Below are 24,723 nucleotides of genomic sequence, written 5' to 3' on the forward strand. Positions count from 1 at the left end.
ATGCAAGAAAGGGCTGAAACAACGATGGGCAAAGTATATCTTGTCGGCGCCGGTCCCGGCGACCCGGAACTCATCACCGTCAAAGGATTAAAATGCATTCAGCAGGCGGATGTCATTTTATACGACCGCCTCATTAACGAAGAGCTGCTGTCGTATGCGAAACCGAGCGCCGAGCTCATCTTTTGCGGCAAGCTGCCCGGCTACCACGTGATGCAGCAAGAAACGATCAACCATTCCCTCATCCTGCACGCCAAAAAAGGAAAAACCGTCGTCCGCTTAAAAGGCGGCGATCCGTTCGTGTTCGGACGCGGCGGTGAAGAAGCAGAGGCGCTCGTCAAGCATGGGATTGAGTTTGAGATCGTTCCCGGTGTCACCTCTGCCATCGCTGCGGCGGCTTATGCCGGCATCCCTGTCACCCATCGCGAGTTCAGCTCAAGCGTTGCCTTTGTCACCGGACATCGGCGCGACGGAAACCGTGAAGATATCAAATGGGAGAGCCTTGCCAAAGGCATTGATACGATCGCCATTTACATGGGGGTTCATCATTTGCCGTATATTTGCGAACAGCTAGTCAAGTATGGCAAGGCGCCGGAGACGCCAGCGGCGGTCATCGAGTGGGGAACGACAGCGTCTCAGCGCACGGTCACCGGCACGCTGGCGACGATCGCCGGGATCGTCGCCAAGGAAAACATTGAAAATCCAAGCATGGTCATCATCGGGGATGTCGTCCGGCTGCGCACCAACATTCAATGGTTCGAACGGCTGTTGGCATCATCCGCGGCCGCTGGCGCGACATCGTGAGGCGGTCGCGATGGAAGCCATTTTATACGTCAGCCACGGCAGCCGCATCGCGGCGGCGCGCGATGAAGCGGCGCGTTTCGTCGAACGATGCAAAGCGGCCATTGACATCCCGATTCAAGAGCTTTGCTTCGTCGAACTGGTGGAACCCGATATCGTTACCGGCGTTGACCGTTGCGTCGCCCAAGGAGCGACGCGCGTCATCGTCATTCCGCTCCTGCTTCTATCCGCCGGGCACGCGAAACACGACATCCCGGCGGCGCTCGAGCGCGCGAAACGTCGGCATCCGTCTCTCGAGATCACCTGCGGCACCCCGTTTGGCGTCCATGAAACGATGATCGATATCATCATTGACCGCATCAGTGAACAGGCGACGCCGCTTGATGATAAATCGATGATTCTGCTCATCGGCCGCGGCAGCAGCGACCCGGATACAAAGCGCGACATCGCCGCCATCGCCCGACGCCTGAAAGAAAAAACGAACGTGCCGCATGTCGATGTTTGTTTTCTCGCCGCCATCCGTCCGACGCTCGACGAAGGGCTTAAACAGGCGAACGCATCCACATACCAGCGCGTATTTGTCGTTCCGTATTTATTGTTTACTGGCGTCTTAATGAAAACGATCGAACAGAAACTAGAGGCGCTCCCTGTTTCCCCCCAACAGTGGCATTTATGCTCTTACTTAGGCTATCATCCGCGGCTCATAACGCTCATTCAACAACAACTATCGTCACTATCGCTTACGAAAAAAGGAGCTTGAACAAACAAGCTCCTTTTTCATGTACTTTCTCCTTCATCTATTATATCATGAAAACAGAGTGATCGTGACGAAGGAGGCATCATCGCCATGAAACGGGTTCATGTCATTGTCGAAGGACGTGTACAAGGCGTTGGCTTTCGCTATTTCGTCCAACACGAAGCACTGAAGCGGCAGCTGACCGGCTGGGTGAAAAACAATGACGACGGGACGGTGGAAATGGAAGCCCAAGGACATGAAAGCGCCCTCCAGCTCTTTTTGGATACGATTGAAGCTGGAACGATGTTTGCCAAAGTCACGCGTATGCACATTGCACCGCGCGACACCCGCCCTGATGAGAAACAGTTCCGCATTATGTACGGGTGATAACATAATTTCCGAAAGAAGTCTCCCGCCTTAAGGAATGTGCAGGGCGATCGCCCAATGAGCAGGCGGGAGATGAATTCAACAACCATCGATGATCAGGCGCAGCGATGTTCACCGGCCTTTTCACCGATCAAGCCGGACGCAAATGGGAAGCGGCGTAACGAAAACACGTCTCTAAAATAGCGCTGTTTGCCTGTTCATTTTTGCGCCGCGCCTCACGGCAAAGCGGATCAAATAGATCGACGGCCGCTTGCGGATATTCTCCGCATATATCTACGCCTAGCACTTTTTTATAGAATAATAGCAGACGCAGGCAAGCGAGCAAGCGGAAAAGCGGCATCCTTCCTTGATCCCAGTTCGTGACCGCGTCTTCGCGGCGAAGCGCGTCTTTATCGATGCTGATATACACGCTTTCGGTCGGGATGGCTTGCAGAAGCGCATTCGGCCATTCATCATGGTCATCAAACGGAAGAACAGTAATATTCGGAGATAAACGGAGATCGCGCGGAGAAAACGATGGACCAACAATCACGACTTTTCGCAACAGCGCATGTTGGAGCGCATGAGCCACCCACGATCCGCATGAAATAAGGCGGTCATCACCCTGTTCAGCGTCCGTATGGTGGTCAAACAGCACAAGGGTGAACGGTTCGTTAATTTCTTTCAACAACAAATACGTGATATAATGATAGTTGCCGCTCCCGATCAGCACCGCCCCGCGGGTTCGCCGCCGGCGCAACCGCTTCTCCATTTCGGCGAGCGCCGCCTCGCTGCAATACAAATTCGTCTCCGGTATATCGATGAGATCAATCCACTCATGCGGAAACCGAAACAGCTGCTTTTGCGGCCGGTATGTGCCATCAACATTCAGCACAGCGACACCGTTGCCTTGAAACCCCATTTCTCCTCACCTTTCCTTTCGCTGAATCGTTGTTCAACGCCTCTAAGGTGCGGATGAGTCCAAGATGTGTCCTCTTTTTTCATTATACAATGAAAGGCGAAATAGTTCCGTTCCTATGCTCTCGTCATGTACAATATATAGAAAACAACTAAAGGAGGGACTTCGCGTGCAGCCGATTGACGCCGCCGCCGTGCAAGAGGCGCTGAACCGCCTTGCCAACCGCGACATATACATTCATTTGGAGACGACGAACGGGGCGTATGCCTCTCACCATAATGAAGGAGTTTTTTCCGCTGGCGCTTACATTCGCAACGCCTGCATCCGCTTCACCCGCGGCAAAATCACCGGCCCAGGGCCATACCGCGTCGGGCTGAAGCTCGATATCGGCTGGGTGTACGCCGAAGGGTTAACCCATTGGGAATGGACGAAAGAAGGACAATTGCTGTTAGCGGGACATGACTATGAAGGAAAACTGGCTGTCGCCCTTGAGCTGAGCGGCAAGCCATTTGCCTAAGGAGGAGCTTCCGATGAACGAACGACATGTACTCGTTGTCTTTCCCCACCCGGACGATGAGGCGTTCGGCGTCTCGGGAACGATCGCCCAGCATGTGCAAAGCGGCACACCGGTGACATACGCCTGCTTGACGCTTGGCGAAATGGGGCGGAATATGGGCGTGCCCCCGTTTGCCAATCGCGAAACGTTGCCGTTAATTCGTAGACAAGAACTAGAGGAAGCGTGCCGCGTTCTCGGCATTCACGATTTGCGCTTGCTCGGCTATCGCGACAAAACAGTCGAATTTGAAGATGAAGAAGAACTGGCCGACCGGATTGCCGCCATCGCAGCAGAAACGAATCCGTCGCTTGTCATTACGTTTTATCCCGGTTACAGCGTCCATCCCGACCATGATGCATGCGGGGCTGCTGTCATTCGCGCGTTGAAGCGGTGGCCAAAAGAACAACGGCCGACCGTTTATTGCGTTGCCTTTGCCAAGAACTGCGAGCAAGATCTCGGCCAGCCGGACGTCGTCCGCGATGTCAGCTCGGTGATTGATACGAAACTCGCCGCCATTCGCGCTCACCGCTCGCAAACGGAAGGGCTGATGCAGGCGGCTTCAAAACGCGGCGACGCGCTCGCCTGGCTGAAAACAGAGCGGTTTTGGACGTACCAGTGGGACGATTAGGCGGAGGGGACTCCGGTTTGAGCGGGAGGGGCTTGGTTCACCCTCCCTATTTTTCTATTAGGCGCGACCCATTAACGCACACAAGCATCGCCACCCCGCTAGGCCGCCGTCGTTCCAACTACAGGAAAATCCCCGCTTCATCGGTCAATTCTCCCTTCAGCACGGTGACCGCTTTTCCTTCAAGATGCACCCTTTTCCCTGCCACCGTCACCCGCACAATACCGCCGCGGGATGAAACTTGATGGCCAACGAGCGTCGTTTTCCCGAGCCTGTCCGCCCAATACGGTCCAAGGCAGCAGTGCGCCGAACCGGTGACGGGATCTTCGGGCACACCGATAGCCGGAAAAAAGGCCCGCGACACAAAGTCCGCTTCTCCCGCTGACGAGCAGCTTGTTACGATCACACCCCGGGCGTCCACTTGTTGAAGCAAGCGAAAATCCGGCTGCAGTTCATACACGGTTTGTTCCGAATCAACTTCCACTAAATAGTCAAACCGGTTTCTCCCGATAAACAGCGGCTTTGCCGCCAAGGCGTCAGTGAGCACCGCGGGAGGCGACTCGTCCAACATCGGGGCTTCACTCGGAAAATCAAGTCGAATCCATCCGTCATTGTTTATAGCCGTCAATACACCGCTGTTCGTGAAAAAGGCAATCGCTTCACCCCGGCGGCGCTGCCCGCGCTCCCACAGCACATGGGCACTCGCCAAAGTTGCATGACCGCACAAATCAACCTCTGCCTTAGGGGTAAACCAGCGCAGACGGTAACCGCCCTCGTGCGGAACGACAAAGGCTGTCTCAGACAAATTCATTTCTGCGGCAACACGCTGCATCCACTCATCACGGGCCGGCTGCGGCAACAGGCAGACGGCCGCCGGGTTGCCGGCAAACGGCTGATCGGTGAACGCATCAACAATGTACATCGGAATCCTCAACCATTCTCATCCTTTCTTTCTCGGATTCGTTCTTTTTCTTTCTTCAACAGGTGTGCGAATTTCTCATCCCAACGGCCGTTTTGTCGGAACGAATCGGCAGCGAGCGCCCGAAACAGCCGTTTTCGTCCCTCGGCGTCATCCACTTCGCGCAATACAATGTCGCGAGCCCGTTGCAAAAACTCAAGATACGGCCCGTACTCTTCCCCATACTGCTCCTCAAGCTCGCGACGAATGCGGCGAGCGACCGCCGGGCTTGCACCTTCAGTCGAGACAGCGATCGTTAATGGACCGCGGCGGACGACAGCGGGAACGTGAAAATCACACCGCTCCGGGTCATCCACGACATTGACGAGTTGCCCGGGCGCTGCCGCCTGTGCCACCGCTTCATTCACCTCGCGATCATTCGTCGCGGCAATCACCAAAAACGCTCCTGCCAAATCGTCTCGGTCAAATCGCTTCTTCTTCCAAACGATCACTCCCTCGGCGGCCAACGCTTGAAGCTCCCGCTCCGCTTCAGGCGCAATCATGACGATTTCCGCCCCTGCCTCTAACAATCCATGAATTTTCCTTGCCGCCACCTTCCCCCCGCCAACAACGACCGCCCGGCGGCCGCGCACCTGAAGAATGACCGGATATCCCATGACACACTCCTCCTCTCGCGGTAAACTTCATCCCTGCCTTAGGCAAACGAAGGATAAAAAAAGAAGCCGTGCACAAAACACGGCTTTTTTTCTATTATATCACCCTTGTTTGACTTCTTGAAGGCATTTTGCCAGCCGCTCGTTTTCCTTTTTCATATACTCAAGCCATTGCGGAAGCAGTTTTTTCATCGCCTCTTGGTCATTGTTCTCCATGGCTTGCCTTGTTTGCTCATGAAGCATATGGAGCTGCTTTTTTTCTTCCTTTGTCATCCAACGTTTCTTTTTATGTAACTGTTTCAGTTCTTGCTTAAACTGCTCTTTCGTTATTTTTTTGTCCGCGAGCTGATCGATGAGCCGGTCAAGAGCCGCCTCACGCTCCTTTTTCAGTTGCTTATGCTTCTCTTTCATCGCCTGTTTCACTTTTTTGTCCTTGAACTGCTCGCGAAGCGCGTTCCGTTCATCCAACACTTTTTTCCACTCGCCAGCCTGCTCTGGCGTATACGTTTGGACCATTTCCATCCACTTTTGCTCATCGAGCGCCCCATGCTTCCACATATGTCCAACCGGCAAATGAACGTTGACGGCTTCATGATGGCCGGCAGCCACCCATGACGGCATCACCAATACGAGAGAAGCAAAAAACGCCAACCATACGTTTTTCATGCTTTTTCACTCCTTTTCTTTTTCGGTTCTTCTCCATGGCAACTTCGACCCGCTCCATTCACCGTTCATTCACGTCTATGGCGATCTCCCCTTTCCAACCATCATTCGTTCCTATTTTCCCCGTTTTTTGGGCATCATTGCATAAAAAGTTAAGGAGGTTCGTCAAAAATCGAACCTCCCCATGTTTATTGAGAGAACATGCCTAGCGGAATTTTTCCTCAATGCGCCGCCCGTAATCGCGCAGCGCCTTTGAGTTCGTCTGCTGCCGCTTTTTCATCAGTTCAGCAAAGCGGAGTTGTTTTTCCGTCCATTTTTTCGTAAGCTCTTGTTTTTTCTCGTCATCCTCGCAACAGCGAAGCAAATCTTCAAGCGTCATCAGTTCTTTTCGCAATTCCGTCTCTTCCGTCACATACCCGGCATTTTTCAGCAACAAATACCCGAGCCGCAACTCTTCGGGAATATGAGAAATATCCTCAAGCTCGAGCGGCTTTCCAAAACCGGGCAAGTGATCAAACTCGCCATTTTTCATCGCCTCGCGAATTTTCTCTTCGGCAATGCGCCAAAATCCATCCATTTCACGTCAACTCCTGTGCCTGCCGCCTCGCATGCTGCTCGGTTAAAAAACGGACAAATTCGTCATACGGAAGCGGCGGGGAAAAATAATACCCTTGCGCCTCATCACACCGTTTTCCTTGCAAGTAAGCCGCTTCAGTCTCTGTTTCTACCCCTTCGGCTAACACTTTTACACCTATATTATGCCCAAGGCGGATAATGGACGGCAAGATGACATCTTTTTTTCCTTGAATATGCTGGACGAACGAACGGTCAATTTTCAGCCGATCGATCGGCAAATCGGTCAGGTAGCTGAGCGAGCTGTAGCCGGTGCCGAAATCGTCCATGCTGATCGTCACGCCGAGCGCTTTGAGCTTCGCCAAAATATCGAGTGCACGCTCCGTATCCATTGTCATTCGTTCCGTAATTTCAAGATCTAAATGGTGCGGCGGCAACCCGGTGTCAGCGAGCAGGCGGGCGAGCTTGTCGACAAACCGCCGGCTTTCAAATTCATACGGTGATAAGTTGACGGAGACGGACAAATGCGGAAACTGATCGATCAGCTGTTTCGTTTGCCGGCAGGCGGTGCGGATCACCCATTCGTTGATCGGAATAATCATCCCCGTTTGTTCGGCGACCGGAATAAACAATGATGGAGGGATCATCCCTTTTTCCGGGTGGCGCCAGCGGATGAGCGCTTCCATGCCGATGACTTGCCGGTCATAAAGCCGAATCTGCGGCTGGTAATACAGCTCGAATTCCCCATTTTGAAGCGCACGCCGCAAATCGCGTTCCATGGCCATCTTTTCATGCAGCCGGTCGGCCATCGGTTCAGTGAAAAAGAGAAAATCGCTCGCCGCTTTTTTCCGAGCCTCATAGCGGGCAATATCCGCCTTGCGAATTAACGTTTTCGCCTCCTCTCCGTCCTTCGGATAGACACTGATGCCGACGTTCACCGTCACATATAGCTCAAGACCGTTGACAACGATCGGTTCGTCAGCGGCTTCAATCAATCGTTTCGCTGCTTCCTCCGCTTTTTCATTCGCGCTATCCGGCAGCACAGCGATAAATTCATTTCCGCTCCAACGTCCGATCGTTATTCCCTTCTGTTCCCGCCAAATGCGGGACAAATAAAGCAACACTTCGTCCCCGACGGCATAGCCGTAAAAATCGTTGATCGTCTTAATGCCGATCACTTCTAAAAACATAACCGCCACTTCTTGCTGAAACCTGTTTGCATCGGCAAGACAACGCTCCGCCGCCTTGTACATCGCCTCTTTATTCGGCAGCCCGGTCAATTCGTCGTGGCTGGTGATATAGTGCATCCGCTCTTCGTTTTGCTTTCGCTCCGTTACATCACGGACAGCGGCGACCGTTACTTTTTGCCCTTCGTAATCGTAGCGGCGCTGCACGACTTCCGCCGGAAACACCGTTCCGTCCTTTCGGCGCAGCTCGATCTCAAACCGCTCCAATCCGCTGTCCGAACGGCCCGGTCTCATCGATCCGTCGACAACGATATCATCGATCGGCAAGTGGACGAGTTCGCTTTCTGTATAGCCAAGCAGGCGGCACGCCGCTTCGTTTACCTCAACAATGTTCCTGGATGCATACACGATGATTCCTTCCATCGTCATTTCTGCCAGCCGCCGCAGCCGCCGCTCATTCGCTGCCAGCGTTTTTTTATAGATGGCAAACGCCCTCCGTTCCATTTGCTGGTGCAGCGCCAACAAATAAATGGAGACGGTGATGAAATAAATCGTCATCATGATGACCGCTGCCTTTTGCCGTTCGTTTTGCAGGCGTCGCTCATACATCTTCGCATCATAATCGATGCCGACAACCGCATCCACTGCCCCATCGGGCCTATGAATCGGCATAAATGCGCTGATGCTTCTCCCCCACTCGTCTGTTGTCGGATGCTGTTCCATCGCAAACCGACCTTGAAACGCCGCTTCTATTTCCGGAAAATCGCGACGGTAAATCGTCCCGGGCGGAACAGCTTGTTCATTTTTGCCGTCGATGCGGCCGTTCCGGTTGTCATCGGCCGCTGGAGCGACAACAAAATACAACTCACCGTTCCCGTTCTTTTTTAACGTATATACACTAAGCACGCGGCCATAGTGCTGCCATCGCTCAAGAGCAGCCAGCATCGTATGATACGCGGGCAGACGGCCCGCGTTTTCATCAAGACGATCATGCCCCATGGCGGCCAAATCGCCGGCGATCATGCCGGCGATTTGCTTCGCGCTTTCCTTATATTCTTCACGTTCATGATTCTCTGCTTCATCGATATAAGCCATTCCAGCGCCTAAAAGAAAGAGCGAACATATAACGAAAACGGCGGTCAGTTTCGGCGCCGCCCTCCATGGCGGCAATGCCCCGTGCCGCTTTGTCATCCGTTGGGCATACATATAGACAGCACCTGCTGTCAAGAGAAACCCGAACATGTATACGAGATACTCAAACTTATTCGACATGAATCATCACCATCATAGCTTTTTCGACGTTCTTCTTTCATTATAAAGTCCTTGTTCCCTACTCGCTTCCCTCCGCCGTTCCTATTCGTTCGACACCTTCCGACATTTATACATGAGTCATAGGACCGAAGTATCAGAAAAGCCGTATCACTGTCGCCACAAAAACGAACATCCAATAAGGAACATAGAAACAGATTTCTACAAGCCATTAAGACTAGGTCCTATATTTGTAAACGCATTGTAACATTATTTAATTCAACTGTAAAAAACAAGACCATTTTCCTCTGTTATACTGTAGTCAGATAACGTCGAATGGAAAAAGATCTTGTCGGGGGTTAGGGAAAATGAAAAAATGGCTCACTCTTTTGTCTGTATCTATGATCGTTCTATTTTCCTCCTTCTTTGTAAGCACTTCCAACTCCAATGCAGCGGCTAACAAAACACGGCTGATCGCCGAAGCAAAAAAGCTTGTCGGCACTCCTTATCGGTATGGCGGCACGACACCAAAAGGATTCGATTGCTCGGGATTTATCTACTATGCGCATAAAAAAGTTGGCGTCACCTTGCCGCGCTCTTCCAAAGAGATGTATAAAAAAGGGTCATACGTACATAAGTCGAAATTAAAACCGGGGGATTTAGTATTTTTTGATACTTCGAAACGAACAAAAGGCGTCTCGCACGTGGCGATTTACATCGGAAACAACCAAGTCATCCACGCTGTTTCGCGCGGTGTGAAAATCGACAATTTAAACAGCAGCTACTGGAAAACGAAATACGTCGGGGCCAAACGATTGTAACGGTTCCAGCGAACGAAAAGCTCTCTGTCCTATTAGGCTCACCTAAATAGGCAGAGGGTTTTTTTATGGCCAAAAAAAAGCGGCTCTCCGCAACCGGAGAGCCCAATATCTATTCATAGGGGATCGGGGGAATACTTGGAAAACGTTACGGTATTATTCATTTCCTACCTTTTTGTTTTTTATACATAAAAACAAAAAAATTTTTTACACTTCCTGCTCTGAATAAGCCACATAAACCATTCATGGGCATCCGTCTAAAAGCCAAACGGAAAAAGTCGTCGCCTCTAGTTGGTGTGGGACAGAACGAGGAAATGGGAAACCGATGTGACAAAATTGCTCCATTTGAACCCCATCGTTGAGAAGCATGTGTCCTCGTGCATCACCGTCCTTCTCGCATGACAGACATAAATAGACAATCTATGTCGAATGTTATAGATGATGATTTGTTGTCCGTTCATCGATTTTGGATAAAGGCAGGTGTTTTCATTGTTTGCTTCTTCAGAGCTGGGCATCGATTTAGGGACGATGAATGTCCGGCTGTTTAGTCAAACGAAAGGGCTGCTGTTTGACGAACCGGCGGCAGTCGCCTATAACCGTCAAACGGACAAGCTGATGGCGATCGGCAACAAAGCAAAGCAAATGATCGGCAAAGCCCCGTCCCACGTCGAGGTCACCTATCCGCTGCGAAATGGCGTCATCGCCGATTTTGACCAAGCGAAAGCGTTGTTGCAGCAAGTCTTCAAACAATCGAGCAAACAGCTCGGCCTCGCCTTCAAAAAACCGAGCATCGTCATGAGCGTTCCGTTTCACGCCACCTCCGTCGAGCGCCGCTCTTTTTATGAAATCGCCAAACATTGTGGAGCGAAGCATATTCATTTCATTGAAGAGCCGGTCGCAGCGGCCATTGGAGCTGATTTGCCGGTCGGTGAACCCGTCGCTAACGTCATCGTACATTTAGGGGCTGGCAAAACGGAAGCCGCGATTATCTCATTTGGCGGCGTTGTTGCCTGCCGCTCGCTTCGCATCGGCGGCAACCAGCTTGATGAAGACATTATGCAATATGTTCGCCAGCGCTACAATTTGCTAATCGGCGAACAGACGGCCGAACAAGTGAAAATCGAAGTCGGCAGCGCGCCGGGAGCTGGCTTGGCGCAAACGATGACCATTCACGGCCGCGATTTTGTCACCGGATTTCTTAAGGCCGTTTCCCTTGATCCGGCTGAGGTGCAACATGCCATCAAGGAATCGCTTCTGCAAATCGCGGAAGCCATTCGCGCCGTCCTTGAGGAGTGCCCAGCCGAACTAAGCGGCGATATTATCGACCGCGGCATTGTTCTCACCGGGGGCGGTGCCTTGCTTCACGGCATTGAGCAATGGCTCAGCGCTGAACTGCATGTGCCGGTGCATGTGGCACCAAACCCGGCCGAGGCGGTCGCCATCGGCACCGGGAAGGCGTTGCGGGCGATGCCGAAACGGCTCGACGCGGTGCTGTAGCGAGCTGATTTCCCTCAAAAACGAGCGGACAGCCGCATGGTGCAGCTGGACTCCTCACTATTCATCATGAAAACCATGTTTCATCGTTCGGCAACATAGCGAACGAGCGCAACGGAGGGCTTCACTACCATAAAGAAAAACCCCGCGCCCATGGCGGGGTTTTTCTTTTATAACGGGACCTTCTTCCCTTTCATCACGTTTGGCGCAGCCGATCTGCATCGAAATGACACCGGCCTCGCCTTATGAGGTTTGCCGGATGCGTTCTTCCCCTCTTGCCGCTTGCGCCCCTTCGGCCGCCTCAAGCAGCAAATCGACAAGATGGACAGCGCGAACGCTTTCTGTCAACCCGGCTCGCTCGATGCCGAGCTTCATTTGCAGCAAACACCCCGGATTGGCGGTGACGATCGTCGTTGCCCTCGTTTGCTTTGCCATTTCCATTTTATAGTCTAAAATTTGCATCGACATCTCGGGTTCAACCAGATTGTAAATGCCGGCCGAACCGCAGCAGCGGTCGGCGTCTTTCATTTCGCGAAACTCGACCCCTTCAATCGCTTGCAACAGGCGGCGCGGGGCTGCTGCTGTTCTCATCACGTTGCGCAAATGACACGAATCCTGATAGGTAACCGTTTGCGGCGCAACGCGAAGCGATAGTTGGTGAAACCCGAGTTCGACCAACACTTCAGAAATGTCTTTGATTTTCGCCGCAAACGCTGCCGCTCGGTCGCGCCATTCGGGATCGTCCTTTAACAAATGGTCATATTCAAGCAAAAACGCACCACAGCCGCCGGCGTTCGTCACAATATACTCAACGTCCAACTGTTCAAAAGCAGCAATGTTTCGCTTCGCGAGTTCTTTCGCCAGCTCTTTTTCCCCACCATGCCCGTGCAGCGCCCCGCAGCATCCTTGGGATGGCGGAATGATGACTTCACAACCGGCGAGCTGCAATAGACGCATCGTCGCATCGTTTGTCGTCATAAACATCGTATCCATCAAACAGCCGGTGAAAAAGGCGACCCGTTTTTTTGCCGAACCATCTGGATTCAGGCGATGCGGCCGGTTTTTCAGTTCTTTTGCGGTTGGAACGTCGGGCAGCACGCGCTCCATTTGTCGGAACGAAGCGGGCAGCAGGCGAAGGAGTCCGGTTTTGCGAACAAGTGTCTGCAAGCCGGAGCGCTGATACCATCCAAGAAACGACGCGGCCTTTCGCATCCGCTCTTGATGCGGAAACAGCCCGGCAAAGACAAACTTGCGCACAAGCCGGACGTGAAGCGGCATCCGCTTATGTTGGGCAATGATATCGCGCGCCTCTTCAAGCAAATGGCCGTAGCGGACGCCAGATGGACAAACTTGTTCACATGCCCGGCAGCCTAAACAGAGGCTAAGCGACCGTTCGACTTCCTCATCCGGCTCGATCAGCCCGTCCACGACCGCTTTCATTAAGGCGATCCGCCCGCGCGGCGACTGAGCTTCTTGCTGCCCGGATTCAATGTACGTCGGACACGACGGCAAACAAAAGCCGCAGCGCATGCAGTTCATCAATTCATCCTCGTCCATCCGCTCTTGAAACGCTTTTTGAATAAGCGCTTGGTCCGTCTTCGATGTCATCGAGTCACCACCACCCGTTTTCTCGTACTTTTCGCGAACACTTTGCCTGGATTCATAATGTTGTTCGGGTCGAGCGCCTGTTTGATCGCCTTCATGGCGGCAATGCCGGCCGGGCCGAGCTTCCATTCCAAATACGGCGCTTTCATCGCCCCGACGCCGTGTTCACCAGTGATCGTTCCCCCTAATTCAATCGCTTTGGCGAAAATTTCTTCAAACGCTTTTTCAACCCGTTCCATTTCTTCACGGTTGCGGGCATCAGTCGGACAGGTCGGATGCAAGTTGCCGTCGCCGGCATGGCCGAACGTACAAATTTTCAGTTGATATTTCGCAGCGATCTCATTGATGGCTTTCACCATTTTCGCAATTTCCGAACGCGGCACGGTCGCATCTTCTAAAATCGTCGTCGGTTTCAAGCGCGCTAGCGCCGATAGCGCCGCCCGTCTCGCCGTCCGCAGCGCCTCAGCCTCTTCCTCTGAACGGGCAAGCTCAACGGACACAGCTTGTTCCGAACGGCAAATATCAGCCATCTTTTTCATATCGCGTTCCACCACTTCTTTTGGCCCATCCTGCTCAATGAGCAAAACGGCTTTCACATCGGTCGGCAAACCGATGCGGGCGTAGTCCTCGACAACTTCTAACGTCGGCTGATCCAGAAACTCCAATGTGGCCGGGATGATTTGATTGGCAATGATTTTCGACACAGAACGGGCAGCCGCCTCTAAATCTTGATAAAGAGCGAGCATCGTCTGCTTCGTCTCCGGCATCGGGATCAGTTTCAACGTTGCTTCGGTGACGATGCCAAGCGTTCCTTCCGATCCGACAAACAGGCGAGTTAAGTCATAGCCAGCCACATCTTTTGCCAGCTTGCCGCCGGTGCGGATGACATCGCCATTGGCCAAGACGACTTCCAATCCAAGCACATAATCGCGCGTCACGCCATATTTCAGCCCGCGCAGACCGCCGGAATTTTCGCTAATATTGCCGCCGATCGTCGAAATTTTCATCGACCCCGGATCCGGCGGATAAAACAGTCCTTTTCCCTCAACCGCCTTCATGAGGTCAAGCGTGATCACGCCCGGTTGAACGGTCGCCGTCAAGTTTTCTTCGTCAATTTCTAAAATGCGGTTCATATGTTTAAACAGCAGGACGATGCCGCCTTCAACCGGACATGTGCCTGCGCAAAGGTTCGTTCCCGATCCGCGCGGCACAATCGGGATGCGATATTCGTTGCAAATTTTCGCAATTTCCGCTACCTCTTGTGTATTTCGCGGCGCAATGACCGCATCGGGAAGCGATTGGAACTGCGGCGTCGCATCGTAAGAATAAACAAGCCGTCCTGCTTTCGTATCATCGTAGTTTTCCGCCCCGACGATTTGAATCAACCGTTTTTTCGCTTCGTTTGGAATCAACTCTCTCACCTCTCCAGAGTGATTGGCGCTCGTTGATAGCGGAAAAGGGGCCGGGCTTGGCGCCTCTCTTCCCCCTTCGCCAAGCCTCGTCCCCCCTTCGTTGCCGTTATGGAATCATCCATGACAATACCGTCGATTGCAAATAAACGAGAATGCCAATCAAGATAATTAAGAACAAGCTATGTTTGACTGTGAAGCGGAACAAGTCGGATTCTTTGCCCGTCAAGCCGACAGCTGCGCAGGCAACGGCGATCGACTGCGGCGAAATCATTTTCCCGACAACCCCGCCGGATGAGTTGGCCGCCAATGCCAACACCGGATCCATGCCGATCGATGTCGCCGTCACTTTTTGCAAGTTGCCAAACAATAAGTTCGACGACGTATCCGAACCGGTAATAAACACGCCGAGCCAGCCCAAAATCGGCGAGAAGAACGGGAAGAACGACCCCGTTTTCGCCAACGCCATCCCGAGCGTCGTGCTCATGCCTGACGAATTGGCGATATAGGCAAAGCCGACGACCGAAGCGATGGTGATAATCGGATATTTCAGCTCATTCAACGTTTCCACAAACGTTTGCGCCCAGTCTTTCCATGAAATGCCGACAATGAACTTTGTCACGACCGCCGCCAGCAAGATGGCCGTGCCGGCCGCACCAAGCAGTTCAAGCTTATACACCGCCGCAATCGGCTGACCGCTCGCGTTCAAAATCTGGTTGTTTAAGCCCGGCACCGGCGGCATAAACGTCAAATGCGAACCAATGGCATTGACTGCCTTCAGCAACGCGTTTGTTCCTCCATAGTGACCGGTGAGCGCCGCCTTTACCTGCGGGATGCCCCAAAGCGAGATCAGAGCTGTGAGCACGAGGAACGGCGACCACGCGCGGAACACTTCCCCACCGCGATGCGTTGCACGAGCCGCTTGCCCGGCAGCCGCCACCTCCGACTCCGTCGCAAAACGGAATGTACTTTTCGGCTTCCAATATTTCAAAAAAACAGCCAACGCGACGATTGAAACGAGCGAGGACAAAATGTCCGGCAGTTCCGGTCCTAAAAAGTTTGACGATAAATATTGCGTCAGCGCGAACGACACACCCGAGACGATAATGGCCGGAAATACTTCCACGGTCTTTTTCCAGCCCGCCATAATGAGCACGAGATAGAACGGAATGAACACCGATAAAAACGGGAGCTGCCGCCCAACCATTTTCGAAATTTCCATCGCCGGCACGCCAGTCGGCCCTTCCATGGAGATGATCGGAATCCCGACCGCCCCGAACGCAACCGGGGCCGTATTGGCAATCAAACAAATGCCCGCAGCGTAAAGCGGGTTAAACCCTAACCCGACCAGAAGCGCTGCCGAAATCGCTACCGGTGCGCCAAACCCAGCAGCCCCTTCCAAAAACGCCCCGAACGAAAAGGCGATAAGCAGCGCCTGAAGCCGCCGGTCTTCGGTGAGTGAAACGACGGAGTTACGAATGATGTCAAAATGGCCGGTCTTCACCGTCAGCTTATATAAAAAGACAGACGTAATGATGATCCAGCCGATCGGCAACAGCCCGTACACCGCGCCTTGCGTCACCGACATGACCGCCTTTCCAGCAGGCATTCTGTAAGCGATCACAGCCAGCGCAACAGCAAGCAGCAACGTCGTCAGCCCCGCAACATGCCCTTTCATCCGTTTGACGGCCAACGCCCAAAAGAAATACAAAATCGGAATGAGTGCGACAATGGCTGATAACCAAAGCTGATCAGCAATTGGCGTAAAATCTTGCTTCCACTGCATGCGGTTTTCTCCTCCCCTTTATGCCCGACTTGGCGGCGTTTGCAAATGATCGCCCGCTTATCTTTCTCTTTCACTCTTCCAGTCATCAGATGACCGGATAAGAAACGCCGTCTGTCTCAAATTATAAAAGCGTTTTCGGCAAAAGACAATAGGTGTTTTTTCATTTTTTTGAACTTTCCATTCACTGCACCCTCTCCCCAGCTACAAAAAGCGCTTGTCTCGGCCCATGATGCTGTATCATAATAGACATTGCAGGAGATTTCCTTCCTCACAATCGGAAATCTACTTTAAATCGTATTTGAGGTGAATCCATTGGCTTTTAAACGGATTAAAACAAAAAAAATTTATGAAGAAGTGGCCGAAGCCATTTTTGATATGATTAAAAACGGGGAGCTAAAACCCGGTGATAAACTCGATTCCGTTCAGCAGCTGGCCGAACAGTTTCAAGTTGGACGGGCCGCCATTCGCGAAGCGCTCACTGCGTTGAAGGCGATGGGGCTGATCGAGCTCAAACAAGGAGAAGGAACGTACGTGCGCGAATTCGATCCAACGATGATGACGTTTCCCTTATCCATTGCCGTCTTAATGAACAAGGAAGATATTTGGCATTTGCTTGAAGTGCGCAAGCTGCTTGAGGCAGGCGCCGCCTCGCTCGCCGCCGCGAAGCGGACGGACCGCGACCTCGACGCCATGACAGAAGCGCTTCGACAGATGAAAGAAGGGATCGGCAGCGATGAGCTTGGCGAGAAAGCGGATTTGGCCTTCCATATGGCCATTGCGGCGGCGTCGCAAAACCCGATGCTTATGAGCATTATGAACAGCGTTTCCGGCATGATTGTCGAAACGATGCGGGAAACACGGCGCATATGGCTGTTTTCAAAACAAACGACGACCGAAAAGCTGCTTGCCGAACATCAGGCCATTTTCGAAGCCATTCGTGATCAAAATCCGGACGCGGCTCAGGCGCGCATGCTTGAGCATTTGACCAATGTCGAAAACGTGCTCCGCCGCTACATTCGCACTCAGCAGCCAAACTGAGTGCGTCTTTTGCAAAATAGAACGACAAATCTGAAAAAATCGTTTATAATAGACATATAGTCATCAGATGACCTGCTCATCCAACTAGATAAACAGGAGGGAGAATACATGAAAGTATCGTTATTCGTCACCTGCCTCATCGATCTCTTTTATACGGATGCCGGCAAAGCGACCGTCGAACTGCTCGAGCGGCTCGGCTGTGAGATTGATTTTCCGGAGGCGCAAACGTGCTGCGGACAACCGGCATATAACAGCGGCTATGTCCAAGAAGCGAAAGAGGCGATGAAACAAATGATGCGCGCGTTTGCCGATGCCGACTATGTCGTCACCCCATCCGGTTCATGCGCAGCCATGTTAAAAGAATACCCGCACATCTTCCATGGCGACCCGGAATGGGAAGACGAAGCGAAGCGCCTAGCGGGGAAAACGTACGAGCTGACCCAATTTCTCGTTGACGTGCTGAACGTCGAAGATGTCGGCGCCTCGCTCCCCGGGCGGGCGACGTACCATACGTCCTGTCATATGACGCGTCTTCTTGGCGTGAAAGAAGCGCCGCTCCACTTATTAAAACGTGTCAAAGGACTTGAGCTCGTTCCGCTGCCGAACGCTCATCAATGCTGTGGGTTTGGCGGCACGTTTTCCGTCAAAATGGGTCCCATTTCCGAACAAATGGTAGATGAAAAAATCGGGCATATCGAAGAAGTGGACGCCGACTACATAATCGGCGCCGATTGCGGTTGTTTAATGAACATCGGCGGGCGCATCGAGCGGCTTGGCAAAGCGATTCGCGTCATGCATATCGCCGAAGTGTTAAATCAGTGCAACGAAAAGGAGGGGAACGACGATGCCGATGAAAATCGAAAACGGGCCGTTTTGGAAACGGGTCGAGGAAAACTTGCAAAATGATTTTATGCGCGGGGCGGTCGCCGGCATGCAAGACCGCGGCTATGTGCGGCGGCTTGGCGTCATTGAAGAGCTCGGCCATTGGGAGGAGTGGCGCTCGCTCGCCGAACAAATCCGAAAGCATACGCTCGAAAACTTGGACTATTATTTAATGCAGCTTAGTGAAAACGTTGCCAAACGGGGCGGCCACGTCTTTTTCGCCCAGACGGCCGAAGAAGCGAACGACTACATCCGCCGCATCGCCTTGGAAAAACAAGCAAAAAAAATCGTCAAATCAAAATCAATGGTCACCGAAGAAATCAACTTAAACCCGGTGCTTGAGGCCATCGGCTGTGACGTTGTCGAAACTGACCTCGGCGAGTACATTTTGCAAATCGATGATCATGATCCGCCGTCGCATATCGTCGGTCCGGCGCTCCATAAAAACAAAGAGCAAATCCGCGATGTCTTCCGTCGCAAGCTTGGCTATGATAAATCGTCGGATCCCGTTGAACTCGCGCGCCATGCCCGCGAGATGCTGCGGCGCGACTACTTGACGGCTGACATCGGCATCACCGGCTGCAACTTTGCCATCGCCGAATCAGGCTCGATCACGCTCGTTACGAACGAAGGCAACGCCGACTTAGTGACAGCGCTGCCGAAAACACAAATTACGGTCATGGGAATGGAGCGGATCGTTCCGACATTTGAAGAAATGGAAGTGCTTGTGAGCATGTTGACACGCAGCGCCGTCGGGCAAAAATTGACTAGCTACATCACCGTCCTCACCGGCCCGCGCGACGAAGGCGACGCTGACGGACCGGAAGAGTTCCATCTCGTCATCGTCGACAACGGGCGCTCATCGATCTTAGGCACAGAGTTTCAGCCGGTGCTGCAATGCATCCGTTGCGCGGCCTGTGTCAACGTCTGTCCGGTATACCGCCATATCGGCGGCCATTCGTACGGCTCGATTTACTCCGGCCCGATCGGTGCGGTCTTGTCGCCGCTCTTAGGCGGCTACGACGACTACAAGGAGCTTCCGTACGCGTCCTCCCTTTGCGCCGCCTGTACGGAAGCATGTCCGGTGAAAATTCCGCTTCATGAGCTGCTCATCAAACATCGTCAAATCATCGTTGAGCGGGAAGGAAAAGCGCCGGTCGCGGAAAAACTGGCGATGAAGGCGTTTCGTCTCGGGACCGCCTCACCGTCATTGTACCGGTTCGGCACGAAGTTGGCGCCAAGCGCCTTCGCCCCGTTTGCCGAAGACGGGCGCATCACAAAAGGCCCCGGCCCGCTGAAAGCGTGGACAGAAAGCCGCGAGTTTCCGGCGCCAAGCAAAGAGCGGTTCCGTGACTGGTTTCGCGATCGTCAAAAAGGAGGGAATCCATCATGACGCGTGGTACAATTCAAAACCGTGACGCGTTTTTACAAACCATCGCCGGACGTCTCGGAAGAGCCCCCCGCCTGTCCGGCGTCTCCCGGCCGCAATGGGATTATGCGCCGCAATGGACGGTGTTTGCCGGCTATAGCCAGGACGACTTGCTGATGGCGCTTCGCAAACAGTGCACACTCATTCATACAGACTACATCGAGACAACAAGCGCCGAACTGGCCGGCGTGCTGAAGCGACAAGTAGCGGCCTACGGCGGCGGGCCGGTCATCGTGCCAAACGATCCGCGCTTTGCCGAGTATGGCTTGTCCCCCTTGCTTCAGGACGAATGGCCGGCAGAACAAACGGACGTTCACGTGTGGAATCCGGCGCTCGGCCGTCAAAACATTGACGCTGCCGAACAGGCGAACGTCGGCATCGCCTTTAGCGACATCACCCTCGCCGAATCGGGAACGGTCGTGCTGTTTTCCCGCAATGAGCAAGGGCGGGCCATTCACTTTTTGCCAAAGACGTATATCGCCATCGTTCCGAAAAGCACCGTCGTGCCGCGCATGACGCAAGCAGCGGCGATCATTCACGAGCAAATCGAAAAAGGCGCCCTCGTCCCGTCGTGCATCAACTTCATCACCGGCCCGAGCAACTCCGCCGACATTGAAATGAACTTGGTCGTCGGCGTTCACGGACCAATGAAAGCGGCGTATATCATTGTCACCGACCGTTGACCAAAATGAAACGGTGCCCCTTGATCGGGCACCGTTTTTTCGCTCAATATTGCCGGCCGACATCGACCGCATTGTCAAGCGGTTCCCCAGTTTCGATGCGGCGGAGCGTGTCGAGCAGGCAACGGGCGGCGTCCTCCGCCGCGGTGAGCGCCGCGATATGCGGAGTGATAATGACATGCGGATGCCCCCATAGCGGCGAGTGCGGCGGCAGCGGTTCTTCTTCGAACACATCGAGCACGGCGAGGCGCACGTTTCGGTTTTCCAATGCGCCGACAAGCGCCGCCTCCTCGACCGTCGCTCCTCGGCCGACATTGATAAAACCCGCATTATGCAGGCAGGAAAAAAACGTCTCATCAAAGAGATGATGCGTTTCCTCTGTCAGCGGAAGCGCGGCGATCACCCAATCGGCGCGAGCAAGCGCTTCTCCCGCCTCGTCATGGCGGTAAACAGCCGAAAACGGCGGCGTGTCTCGGCCGCTTCGCGAGACGCCGACTGGCGAAACCCTAAACCAACGAAGCGTTTCCGCAATGCGTCGGCCGATCTCACCCGTCCCGTAAATGACAATCCGCTGTTCGCCGAGACGCTTCGGGGCGACCGGCTTCCACTGCCGCTGTTCTTGATACCAGGCATACACGTCATGGCATTGGGCGTCGCGCAGCAAGTAGCTGAGGCAATATTCGGCGATCTGCTCGCCAAATGACCCGATCGTCCGCGTCAGCAGCACGTCCGGCTTCCATTCCCGCTTCCACAAAAACGCGTCGACCCCCGCGCCGAGCGAATGCACCCAGCGCAAGCTGGCGAGCGAAAACGGCCCGGCCGGCCGAAAGCCGATGTACGCATCCGCCCAGGCGAAATCATCCGCTTTCAGCTCCTCCTCGGCGACAAAACGATATTCCTTATCCGGCCGCTTGTCCGGAAGAAAGGCGGCGAGTTCATCGTAAAGCCGCCCTGTCACAAGAATGCGTCGAATCTCCATCGCTTCCTATCACCTCTGGCGCTGCAAAGAAAACGCGTTTGCTTAAATGAGCGTCCCCTCTTCGCGCTCTGCTTTTTTATTCGCAATATAACCGGCAGTCAAAACAAAAATCGTCACACCGGCCGCGACGGCATAGACGAACGGGCCATGCGAAAGATGAAGCAAGTGGAGCACCCCTTCATCCCCGACGATCATCTTCCCGGCCGTCCACGCCAAAATGCCTGACCCAACGTACGCGACCCATCGGTGTTTTTCCATCACCCGGACGATCGCTTTGGAGCCGAAAATCATGATCGGAATGCTGATGGCTACCCCGAGGACCAGCATGCCAAGGTGCCCTTCAGCCGCCCCGGCGACAGCAACAACGTTATCAAGGCTCATCACTGCATCAGCGATGATAATCGTCATAATCGCCTTCAACAACCGGTCTGATGATTGTACGTTCGCTTCCTCTTCCCGTTCGACGAGCACTTTATAGGCGATCCATACGAGCAGCAATCCGCCAAGGAAGTGAACGAACGGGATGTTCAGTAAAAAGACAATGATGGCTGCAAACAAGATGCGGAGCAACACCGCCCCCGCTGTTCCCCAAAAAATCGCCTTGTTTTGCTGATGTTTCGGCAGCCGTCGCGTCGCCATCGCAATGACGACTGCATTATCCCCCGATAAAATGATATCAATCGCAATAATCTTCCATAATGCCAACAGCGCCGCGGCTGAAATCGTCAACAGAAGCCACCCTTTCCCCTTTCTCTCTTTTTCATCTTACCGCAAATCTGCAAGGGGAACAACTTTGAGAGACTGGTGAAAAATGACCGATCTCGCCGAATCCGTTCATTTGACAAAAGAGGCGCTGATTTTACAAAGGTTTCTCAGCTTGGGAAAGGGCGCTTTTCACGGCTTTTTCATGACATCACTACCCTTTTCGAACAGCTCACCAATGCCCTCGGCCTAACGAGAAAGCAACTGGAAGGAAAGACGGTCAAATTTTGCAGAAAAAATTGAAGGAAGCAAGCCACATTCACCGAGGGCGGTTTCCCGATCTCTAGCGGAACAAGGCGGTTCAAGGTCTATCTAACTTCCGTTTTTTGAAATACCGCTCCTTGAACGCTCCCCCACCTGCGCCCGTCATGCCTCTTCCTTTTCTAAGCTTTCGTTTCATCGTGGAGAAGTTGATGGTTTGCCCTTTCGCTCAACCATGCCGCCACCGCTTCGATGTCATCGGAAAACACCCGGTCCGCCACAATGGAAGGGACCATGCGGCGTACCTCCTGATAAAACTGGCTTGTTGACGGCGCCAACTGATCGATGCCGCGCTCCTCTACCGCTTGCAACGCACAAATGAGCTCGATGGCCGCCACTTTTCTCGCGTTTTGCACGATCATGTACGCATGGCGGGCGGCGGTCGTCCCCATGCTGACATGATCTTCTTGGTTGGCCGACGACGGAATCGAATCGACGCTGGCTGGATGAGCGAACGTCTTGTTTTCCGATACGAGCGAAGCCGCGACGTATTGCATAATCATCGCCCCCGATTGCAAACCGGGCTGTGGGCTTAAAAACGGCGGCAAGCCTTCATTAAGCTGCGGGTTGACGAGCCGTTCAATGCGGCGCTCGCTCATGTTGGCCAGCTCGGCGACCGCGATTTTCAACAAGTCCATGGCGATGGCGATCGGCTGGCCATGAAAGTTGCCGCCGGAAAGGACATCTCCGTTCGCAAAGATAAGCGGATTGTCAGTGGCAGCATTCATTTCGATTTCGAGCGTTTCTTTCACATAGCGGAGCGCTCTGAGCGACGCCCCATGCACTTGCGGGATGCAGCGGATCGAGTACGCATCTTGCACGCGCCGCTCCCCTTGCCTTGTTGTGAGATGGCTGCCGTCCAAATAACGGCGCATCCGTGCCGCCACTTCCGCCTGCTCCGGAAATCCGCGAGCTTCGTGGATGCGGGCGTCAAAGGCATCGGTCACGCCATAAAGCGCCTCGATCGTCAATGCGGCGATCCGCTCGCTGTCGTAAGCGAGCTGTTCCGCCGCTAAGTAAGCCAAAATTCCGACGGCCGTCATCGCCTGCGTGCCGTTAATGAGAGCCAGCCCTTCCTTCTCTTTCAGGGAGAGCGGCGGAATTCCCGCTTGCGAAAGCGCTTGAGCGGCAGGCATCCGCCGGCCTTGATACATCACTTCTCCTTCGCCGACAAGCGCCAGCGCCAAGTGAGCCAGCGGCGCCAAATCGCCGCTCGCGCCGAGGGAACCTTGCTGGGGCACGATCGGATGAATGCCGGCGTTCAAAAACGTAAGCAGTTGCTCAATGACCGCCGGACGCACGCCGGAACACCCTTTTAACAAAGCATTCGCCCGCAACAGAAGCATCGCCCGCACCACTTCCTCAGCAAACGGCTCGCCGACAGCACAGGCGTGTGAGCGGAGAAGATTGATTTGCAGCTGCTCAAGGCTGCTTCCTTCAATGCGCACATCAGCGAGTTTGCCAAACCCAGTATTCACCCCATAGATCGTCCGTCCGCTGGCAATCGCCTGTTCCACAGCCGCACGGCTTTTTCGAACGGCTTCCATGCTCTCCAAATCAGCCGCCACCGGTTCTCTCCCATAAATGACGCGTCTTGCCTCGTCAAGCGTCAACGAATGCCCATTCAACACGATCATCACTTTCTCCCCTTTCCTTCATGTCCAAAAACAAAAGGAGGCGCCCCTGCCGTTTCCGGCAAGATTCGCCTCCTCGTGACTCATTGCTTTAGGCTGATCCGTCTCTATTGAATGATCCGAGCCGCCGCGTTATATATGATTGATGCCGAGCCCGACCGCCTCATGCTCGAGCCCGCGCACCGGGGCCCCGATCGTTCCGTACAAGGCGACGGCGATCCACTCCCCTTCTTTTGGCTGTTCATACGGCGTGCCGCGCACGACGGCGAAACGAAGACCGGCCGTTCTCAACAAATCTCCTAGCTCCACCTGCCCCCTCGTCACGCCGTGCACCGCCTCTAAAATCGCATGATACAAGGCGTGCATCTCGCGATACAAGCCGCCGTCAACCACTCCATGCCGTTTTGCCGCCGTCTCGATCGCCGCAACGATTTTTTGCAGCTCCATCGCCCCGACCCGCCCTTGGCAATAGCGCCAGGCGAGCGCCTCAAGCCGATGAAGGACCGGGCCTTTCTCTCCTTCGTCCAACATCGCCAGCAGCAATGCCAGCCGGCCGATGCGCGCTTGTTGTTTCTCCATCGGTTTCTACACCTGCTGGTCTTTTTCTCTATTGTATGACGGCAATGAAAACGATGTCAATTACATTTTCCATATTTTAGTGTATTAAATCGTTAGCACAGTAAATATCTATTTCCGTTTTTTG

At 53.6% G+C, this 24,723-nt stretch carries 24 protein-coding genes; 11 read left to right on the forward strand and 13 right to left on the reverse strand.

Going from position 1 to position 24,723, the window contains the following annotated elements; genetic code table 11:
- The first annotated feature begins 24 nt into the window (after nt 1-24).
- The 3 genes from cobA (at nt 25) to IC803_RS15070 (ending at nt 1,921) form a co-directional block, all read left to right on the forward strand.
- Entirely contained in the window at nt 25-801 is a 777-nt protein-coding gene (cobA, locus tag IC803_RS15060; protein WP_081209846.1) for a uroporphyrinogen-III C-methyltransferase, read from the forward strand.
- A gap of 10 nt (nt 802-811) precedes the next feature.
- The gene (locus IC803_RS15065; protein ID WP_081209672.1) at nt 812-1,558 is read left to right on the forward strand and encodes a sirohydrochlorin chelatase; all 747 of its coding nucleotides are present in this window, start codon (nt 812-814) and stop codon (nt 1,556-1,558) included.
- 87 nt (nt 1,559-1,645) lie between these two features.
- Entirely contained in the window at nt 1,646-1,921 is a 276-nt protein-coding gene (locus tag IC803_RS15070; RefSeq protein WP_081209674.1) for an acylphosphatase, read from the forward strand.
- Nucleotides 1,922-2,051: 130 nt separating this feature from the next.
- Here IC803_RS15070 and IC803_RS15075 read toward each other — a convergent pair whose 3' ends face one another.
- Nucleotides 2,052-2,822 carry an arginase family protein gene (locus tag IC803_RS15075; RefSeq protein ID WP_081209676.1) on the reverse strand — a complete coding sequence of 257 codons (771 nt, stop codon included), beginning with the start codon at nt 2,820-2,822 and terminating at the stop codon, nt 2,052-2,054.
- A 166-nt stretch (nt 2,823-2,988) separates the two neighbouring features.
- Between IC803_RS15075 and IC803_RS15080 the strand changes: the two genes are divergently transcribed.
- Both IC803_RS15080 and bshB2 read left to right on the forward strand, forming a co-directional pair.
- Complete coding sequence (locus tag IC803_RS15080) at nt 2,989-3,336, forward strand: YojF family protein (protein ID WP_081209678.1); 348 nt, start codon at nt 2,989-2,991, stop codon at nt 3,334-3,336.
- Nucleotides 3,337-3,349: 13 nt separating this feature from the next.
- Nucleotides 3,350-4,003 (forward strand): bacillithiol biosynthesis deacetylase BshB2, encoded by a 654-nt coding sequence (bshB2, locus tag IC803_RS15085; RefSeq protein ID WP_081209680.1) that lies wholly within the window; start codon nt 3,350-3,352, stop codon nt 4,001-4,003.
- Nucleotides 4,004-4,121: 118 nt separating this feature from the next.
- Here bshB2 and IC803_RS15090 read toward each other — a convergent pair whose 3' ends face one another.
- From IC803_RS15090 to IC803_RS15110, 5 genes are all read right to left on the reverse strand, one after another.
- Nucleotides 4,122-4,934 (reverse strand): PhzF family phenazine biosynthesis protein, encoded by an 813-nt coding sequence (locus IC803_RS15090; RefSeq protein WP_081209682.1) that lies wholly within the window; start codon nt 4,932-4,934, stop codon nt 4,122-4,124.
- Nucleotides 4,931-5,575 carry a precorrin-2 dehydrogenase/sirohydrochlorin ferrochelatase family protein gene (locus IC803_RS15095; protein WP_081209684.1) on the reverse strand — a complete coding sequence of 215 codons (645 nt, stop codon included), beginning with the start codon at nt 5,573-5,575 and terminating at the stop codon, nt 4,931-4,933. Before IC803_RS15095 ends, IC803_RS15090 begins: the two co-directional genes overlap by 4 nt.
- 99 nt (nt 5,576-5,674) lie before the next feature.
- Nucleotides 5,675-6,238 (reverse strand): hypothetical protein, encoded by a 564-nt coding sequence (locus IC803_RS15100; RefSeq protein ID WP_081209686.1) that lies wholly within the window; start codon nt 6,236-6,238, stop codon nt 5,675-5,677.
- A gap of 202 nt (nt 6,239-6,440) precedes the next feature.
- Nucleotides 6,441-6,812, reverse strand: coding sequence for a DnaJ family domain-containing protein (locus IC803_RS15105; RefSeq protein ID WP_020958623.1), 372 nt, complete (start codon nt 6,810-6,812; stop codon nt 6,441-6,443).
- 1 nt (nt 6,813) lies between these two features.
- Complete coding sequence (locus IC803_RS15110; RefSeq protein ID WP_190304223.1) at nt 6,814-9,267, reverse strand: putative bifunctional diguanylate cyclase/phosphodiesterase; 2,454 nt, start codon at nt 9,265-9,267, stop codon at nt 6,814-6,816.
- A 344-nt stretch (nt 9,268-9,611) separates the two neighbouring features.
- Between IC803_RS15110 and IC803_RS15115 the strand changes: the two genes are divergently transcribed.
- The gene (locus IC803_RS15115; protein WP_081209688.1) at nt 9,612-10,064 is read left to right on the forward strand and encodes a C40 family peptidase; all 453 of its coding nucleotides are present in this window, start codon (nt 9,612-9,614) and stop codon (nt 10,062-10,064) included.
- A gap of 486 nt (nt 10,065-10,550) precedes the next feature.
- The gene (mreBH, locus tag IC803_RS15120; RefSeq protein ID WP_081209689.1) at nt 10,551-11,558 is read left to right on the forward strand and encodes a rod-share determining protein MreBH; all 1,008 of its coding nucleotides are present in this window, start codon (nt 10,551-10,553) and stop codon (nt 11,556-11,558) included.
- 240 nt (nt 11,559-11,798) lie between these two features.
- On the opposite strand, the gene IC803_RS15125 is transcribed toward mreBH, so the two are convergent.
- The 3 genes from IC803_RS15125 to IC803_RS15135 form a co-directional block, all read right to left on the reverse strand.
- Nucleotides 11,799-13,163 (reverse strand): (Fe-S)-binding protein, encoded by a 1,365-nt coding sequence (locus IC803_RS15125; RefSeq protein ID WP_081209690.1) that lies wholly within the window; start codon nt 13,161-13,163, stop codon nt 11,799-11,801.
- Complete coding sequence (gene glcD / locus IC803_RS15130; protein ID WP_081209691.1) at nt 13,160-14,572, reverse strand: glycolate oxidase subunit GlcD; 1,413 nt, start codon at nt 14,570-14,572, stop codon at nt 13,160-13,162. The genes IC803_RS15125 and glcD overlap by 4 nt, the downstream gene beginning before the upstream one ends.
- A gap of 106 nt (nt 14,573-14,678) precedes the next feature.
- Entirely contained in the window at nt 14,679-16,355 is a 1,677-nt protein-coding gene (locus IC803_RS15135; protein ID WP_081209692.1) for an L-lactate permease, read from the reverse strand.
- Nucleotides 16,356-16,667: 312 nt separating this feature from the next.
- Between IC803_RS15135 and IC803_RS15140 the strand changes: the two genes are divergently transcribed.
- From IC803_RS15140 to IC803_RS15155, 4 genes are all read left to right on the forward strand, one after another.
- Entirely contained in the window at nt 16,668-17,393 is a 726-nt protein-coding gene (locus IC803_RS15140; protein ID WP_081209693.1) for a FadR/GntR family transcriptional regulator, read from the forward strand.
- Nucleotides 17,394-17,501: 108 nt separating this feature from the next.
- Nucleotides 17,502-18,299, forward strand: coding sequence for a (Fe-S)-binding protein (locus tag IC803_RS15145; protein ID WP_081209850.1), 798 nt, complete (start codon nt 17,502-17,504; stop codon nt 18,297-18,299).
- Complete coding sequence (locus IC803_RS15150) at nt 18,238-19,668, forward strand: LutB/LldF family L-lactate oxidation iron-sulfur protein (protein WP_081209695.1); 1,431 nt, start codon at nt 18,238-18,240, stop codon at nt 19,666-19,668. The genes IC803_RS15145 and IC803_RS15150 overlap by 62 nt, the downstream gene beginning before the upstream one ends.
- Nucleotides 19,665-20,387 (forward strand): LutC/YkgG family protein, encoded by a 723-nt coding sequence (locus IC803_RS15155; protein WP_081209697.1) that lies wholly within the window; start codon nt 19,665-19,667, stop codon nt 20,385-20,387. Before IC803_RS15150 ends, IC803_RS15155 begins: the two co-directional genes overlap by 4 nt.
- Before the next feature lie 43 nt (nt 20,388-20,430).
- On the opposite strand, the gene IC803_RS15160 is transcribed toward IC803_RS15155, so the two are convergent.
- From IC803_RS15160 to hutP, 4 genes are all read right to left on the reverse strand, one after another.
- Entirely contained in the window at nt 20,431-21,363 is a 933-nt protein-coding gene (locus IC803_RS15160; protein ID WP_081209699.1) for a D-2-hydroxyacid dehydrogenase, read from the reverse strand.
- A 42-nt stretch (nt 21,364-21,405) separates the two neighbouring features.
- Entirely contained in the window at nt 21,406-22,092 is a 687-nt protein-coding gene (locus tag IC803_RS15165) for a TerC family protein (RefSeq protein ID WP_081209701.1), read from the reverse strand.
- 416 nt (nt 22,093-22,508) lie between these two features.
- Nucleotides 22,509-24,023 carry a histidine ammonia-lyase gene (gene hutH, locus IC803_RS15170; RefSeq protein WP_081209705.1) on the reverse strand — a complete coding sequence of 505 codons (1,515 nt, stop codon included), beginning with the start codon at nt 24,021-24,023 and terminating at the stop codon, nt 22,509-22,511.
- Between the two features lie 129 nt (nt 24,024-24,152).
- Nucleotides 24,153-24,599: a histidine utilization transcription antiterminator HutP gene (hutP, locus tag IC803_RS15175; RefSeq protein WP_081209707.1), complete on the reverse strand. Its 447-nt coding sequence runs from the start codon at nt 24,597-24,599 to the stop codon at nt 24,153-24,155.
- Nucleotides 24,600-24,723 lie beyond the last annotated feature (124 nt).

Origin of the sequence: Geobacillus sp. 46C-IIa (assembly GCF_014679505.1) — a bacterium.
Classification (GTDB): Bacteria; Bacillota; Bacilli; order Bacillales; family Anoxybacillaceae; genus Geobacillus.

Excerpts from the sequence above, each read along its gene's own strand:
- cobA (WP_081209846.1), top strand. The coding sequence starts at position 25 with ATGGGCAAAGTATATCTTGTCGGCGCCGGTCCCGGCGACCCGGAACTC.
- IC803_RS15065 (WP_081209672.1), top strand. The coding sequence starts at position 812 with ATGGAAGCCATTTTATACGTCAGCCACGGCAGCCGCATCGCGGCGGCG.
- IC803_RS15070 (WP_081209674.1), top strand. The coding sequence starts at position 1,646 with ATGAAACGGGTTCATGTCATTGTCGAAGGACGTGTACAAGGCGTTGGC.
- IC803_RS15075 (WP_081209676.1), bottom strand. The coding sequence starts at position 2,822 with ATGGGGTTTCAAGGCAACGGTGTCGCTGTGCTGAATGTTGATGGCACA.
- bshB2 (WP_081209680.1), top strand. The coding sequence starts at position 3,350 with ATGAACGAACGACATGTACTCGTTGTCTTTCCCCACCCGGACGATGAG.
- IC803_RS15095 (WP_081209684.1), bottom strand. The coding sequence starts at position 5,575 with ATGGGATATCCGGTCATTCTTCAGGTGCGCGGCCGCCGGGCGGTCGTT.
- IC803_RS15100 (WP_081209686.1), bottom strand. The coding sequence starts at position 6,238 with ATGAAAAACGTATGGTTGGCGTTTTTTGCTTCTCTCGTATTGGTGATG.
- IC803_RS15105 (WP_020958623.1), bottom strand. The coding sequence starts at position 6,812 with ATGGATGGATTTTGGCGCATTGCCGAAGAGAAAATTCGCGAGGCGATG.
- IC803_RS15110 (WP_190304223.1), bottom strand. The coding sequence starts at position 9,267 with ATGTCGAATAAGTTTGAGTATCTCGTATACATGTTCGGGTTTCTCTTG.
- IC803_RS15115 (WP_081209688.1), top strand. The coding sequence starts at position 9,612 with ATGAAAAAATGGCTCACTCTTTTGTCTGTATCTATGATCGTTCTATTT.
- IC803_RS15125 (WP_081209690.1), bottom strand. The coding sequence starts at position 13,163 with ATGACATCGAAGACGGACCAAGCGCTTATTCAAAAAGCGTTTCAAGAG.
- IC803_RS15135 (WP_081209692.1), bottom strand. The coding sequence starts at position 16,355 with ATGCAGTGGAAGCAAGATTTTACGCCAATTGCTGATCAGCTTTGGTTA.
- IC803_RS15145 (WP_081209850.1), top strand. The coding sequence starts at position 17,502 with ATGAAAGTATCGTTATTCGTCACCTGCCTCATCGATCTCTTTTATACG.
- IC803_RS15150 (WP_081209695.1), top strand. The coding sequence starts at position 18,238 with ATGCCGATGAAAATCGAAAACGGGCCGTTTTGGAAACGGGTCGAGGAA.
- IC803_RS15155 (WP_081209697.1), top strand. The coding sequence starts at position 19,665 with ATGACGCGTGGTACAATTCAAAACCGTGACGCGTTTTTACAAACCATC.
- IC803_RS15160 (WP_081209699.1), bottom strand. The coding sequence starts at position 21,363 with ATGGAGATTCGACGCATTCTTGTGACAGGGCGGCTTTACGATGAACTC.
- hutH (WP_081209705.1), bottom strand. The coding sequence starts at position 24,023 with ATGATCGTGTTGAATGGGCATTCGTTGACGCTTGACGAGGCAAGACGC.
- hutP (WP_081209707.1), bottom strand. The coding sequence starts at position 24,599 with ATGGAGAAACAACAAGCGCGCATCGGCCGGCTGGCATTGCTGCTGGCG.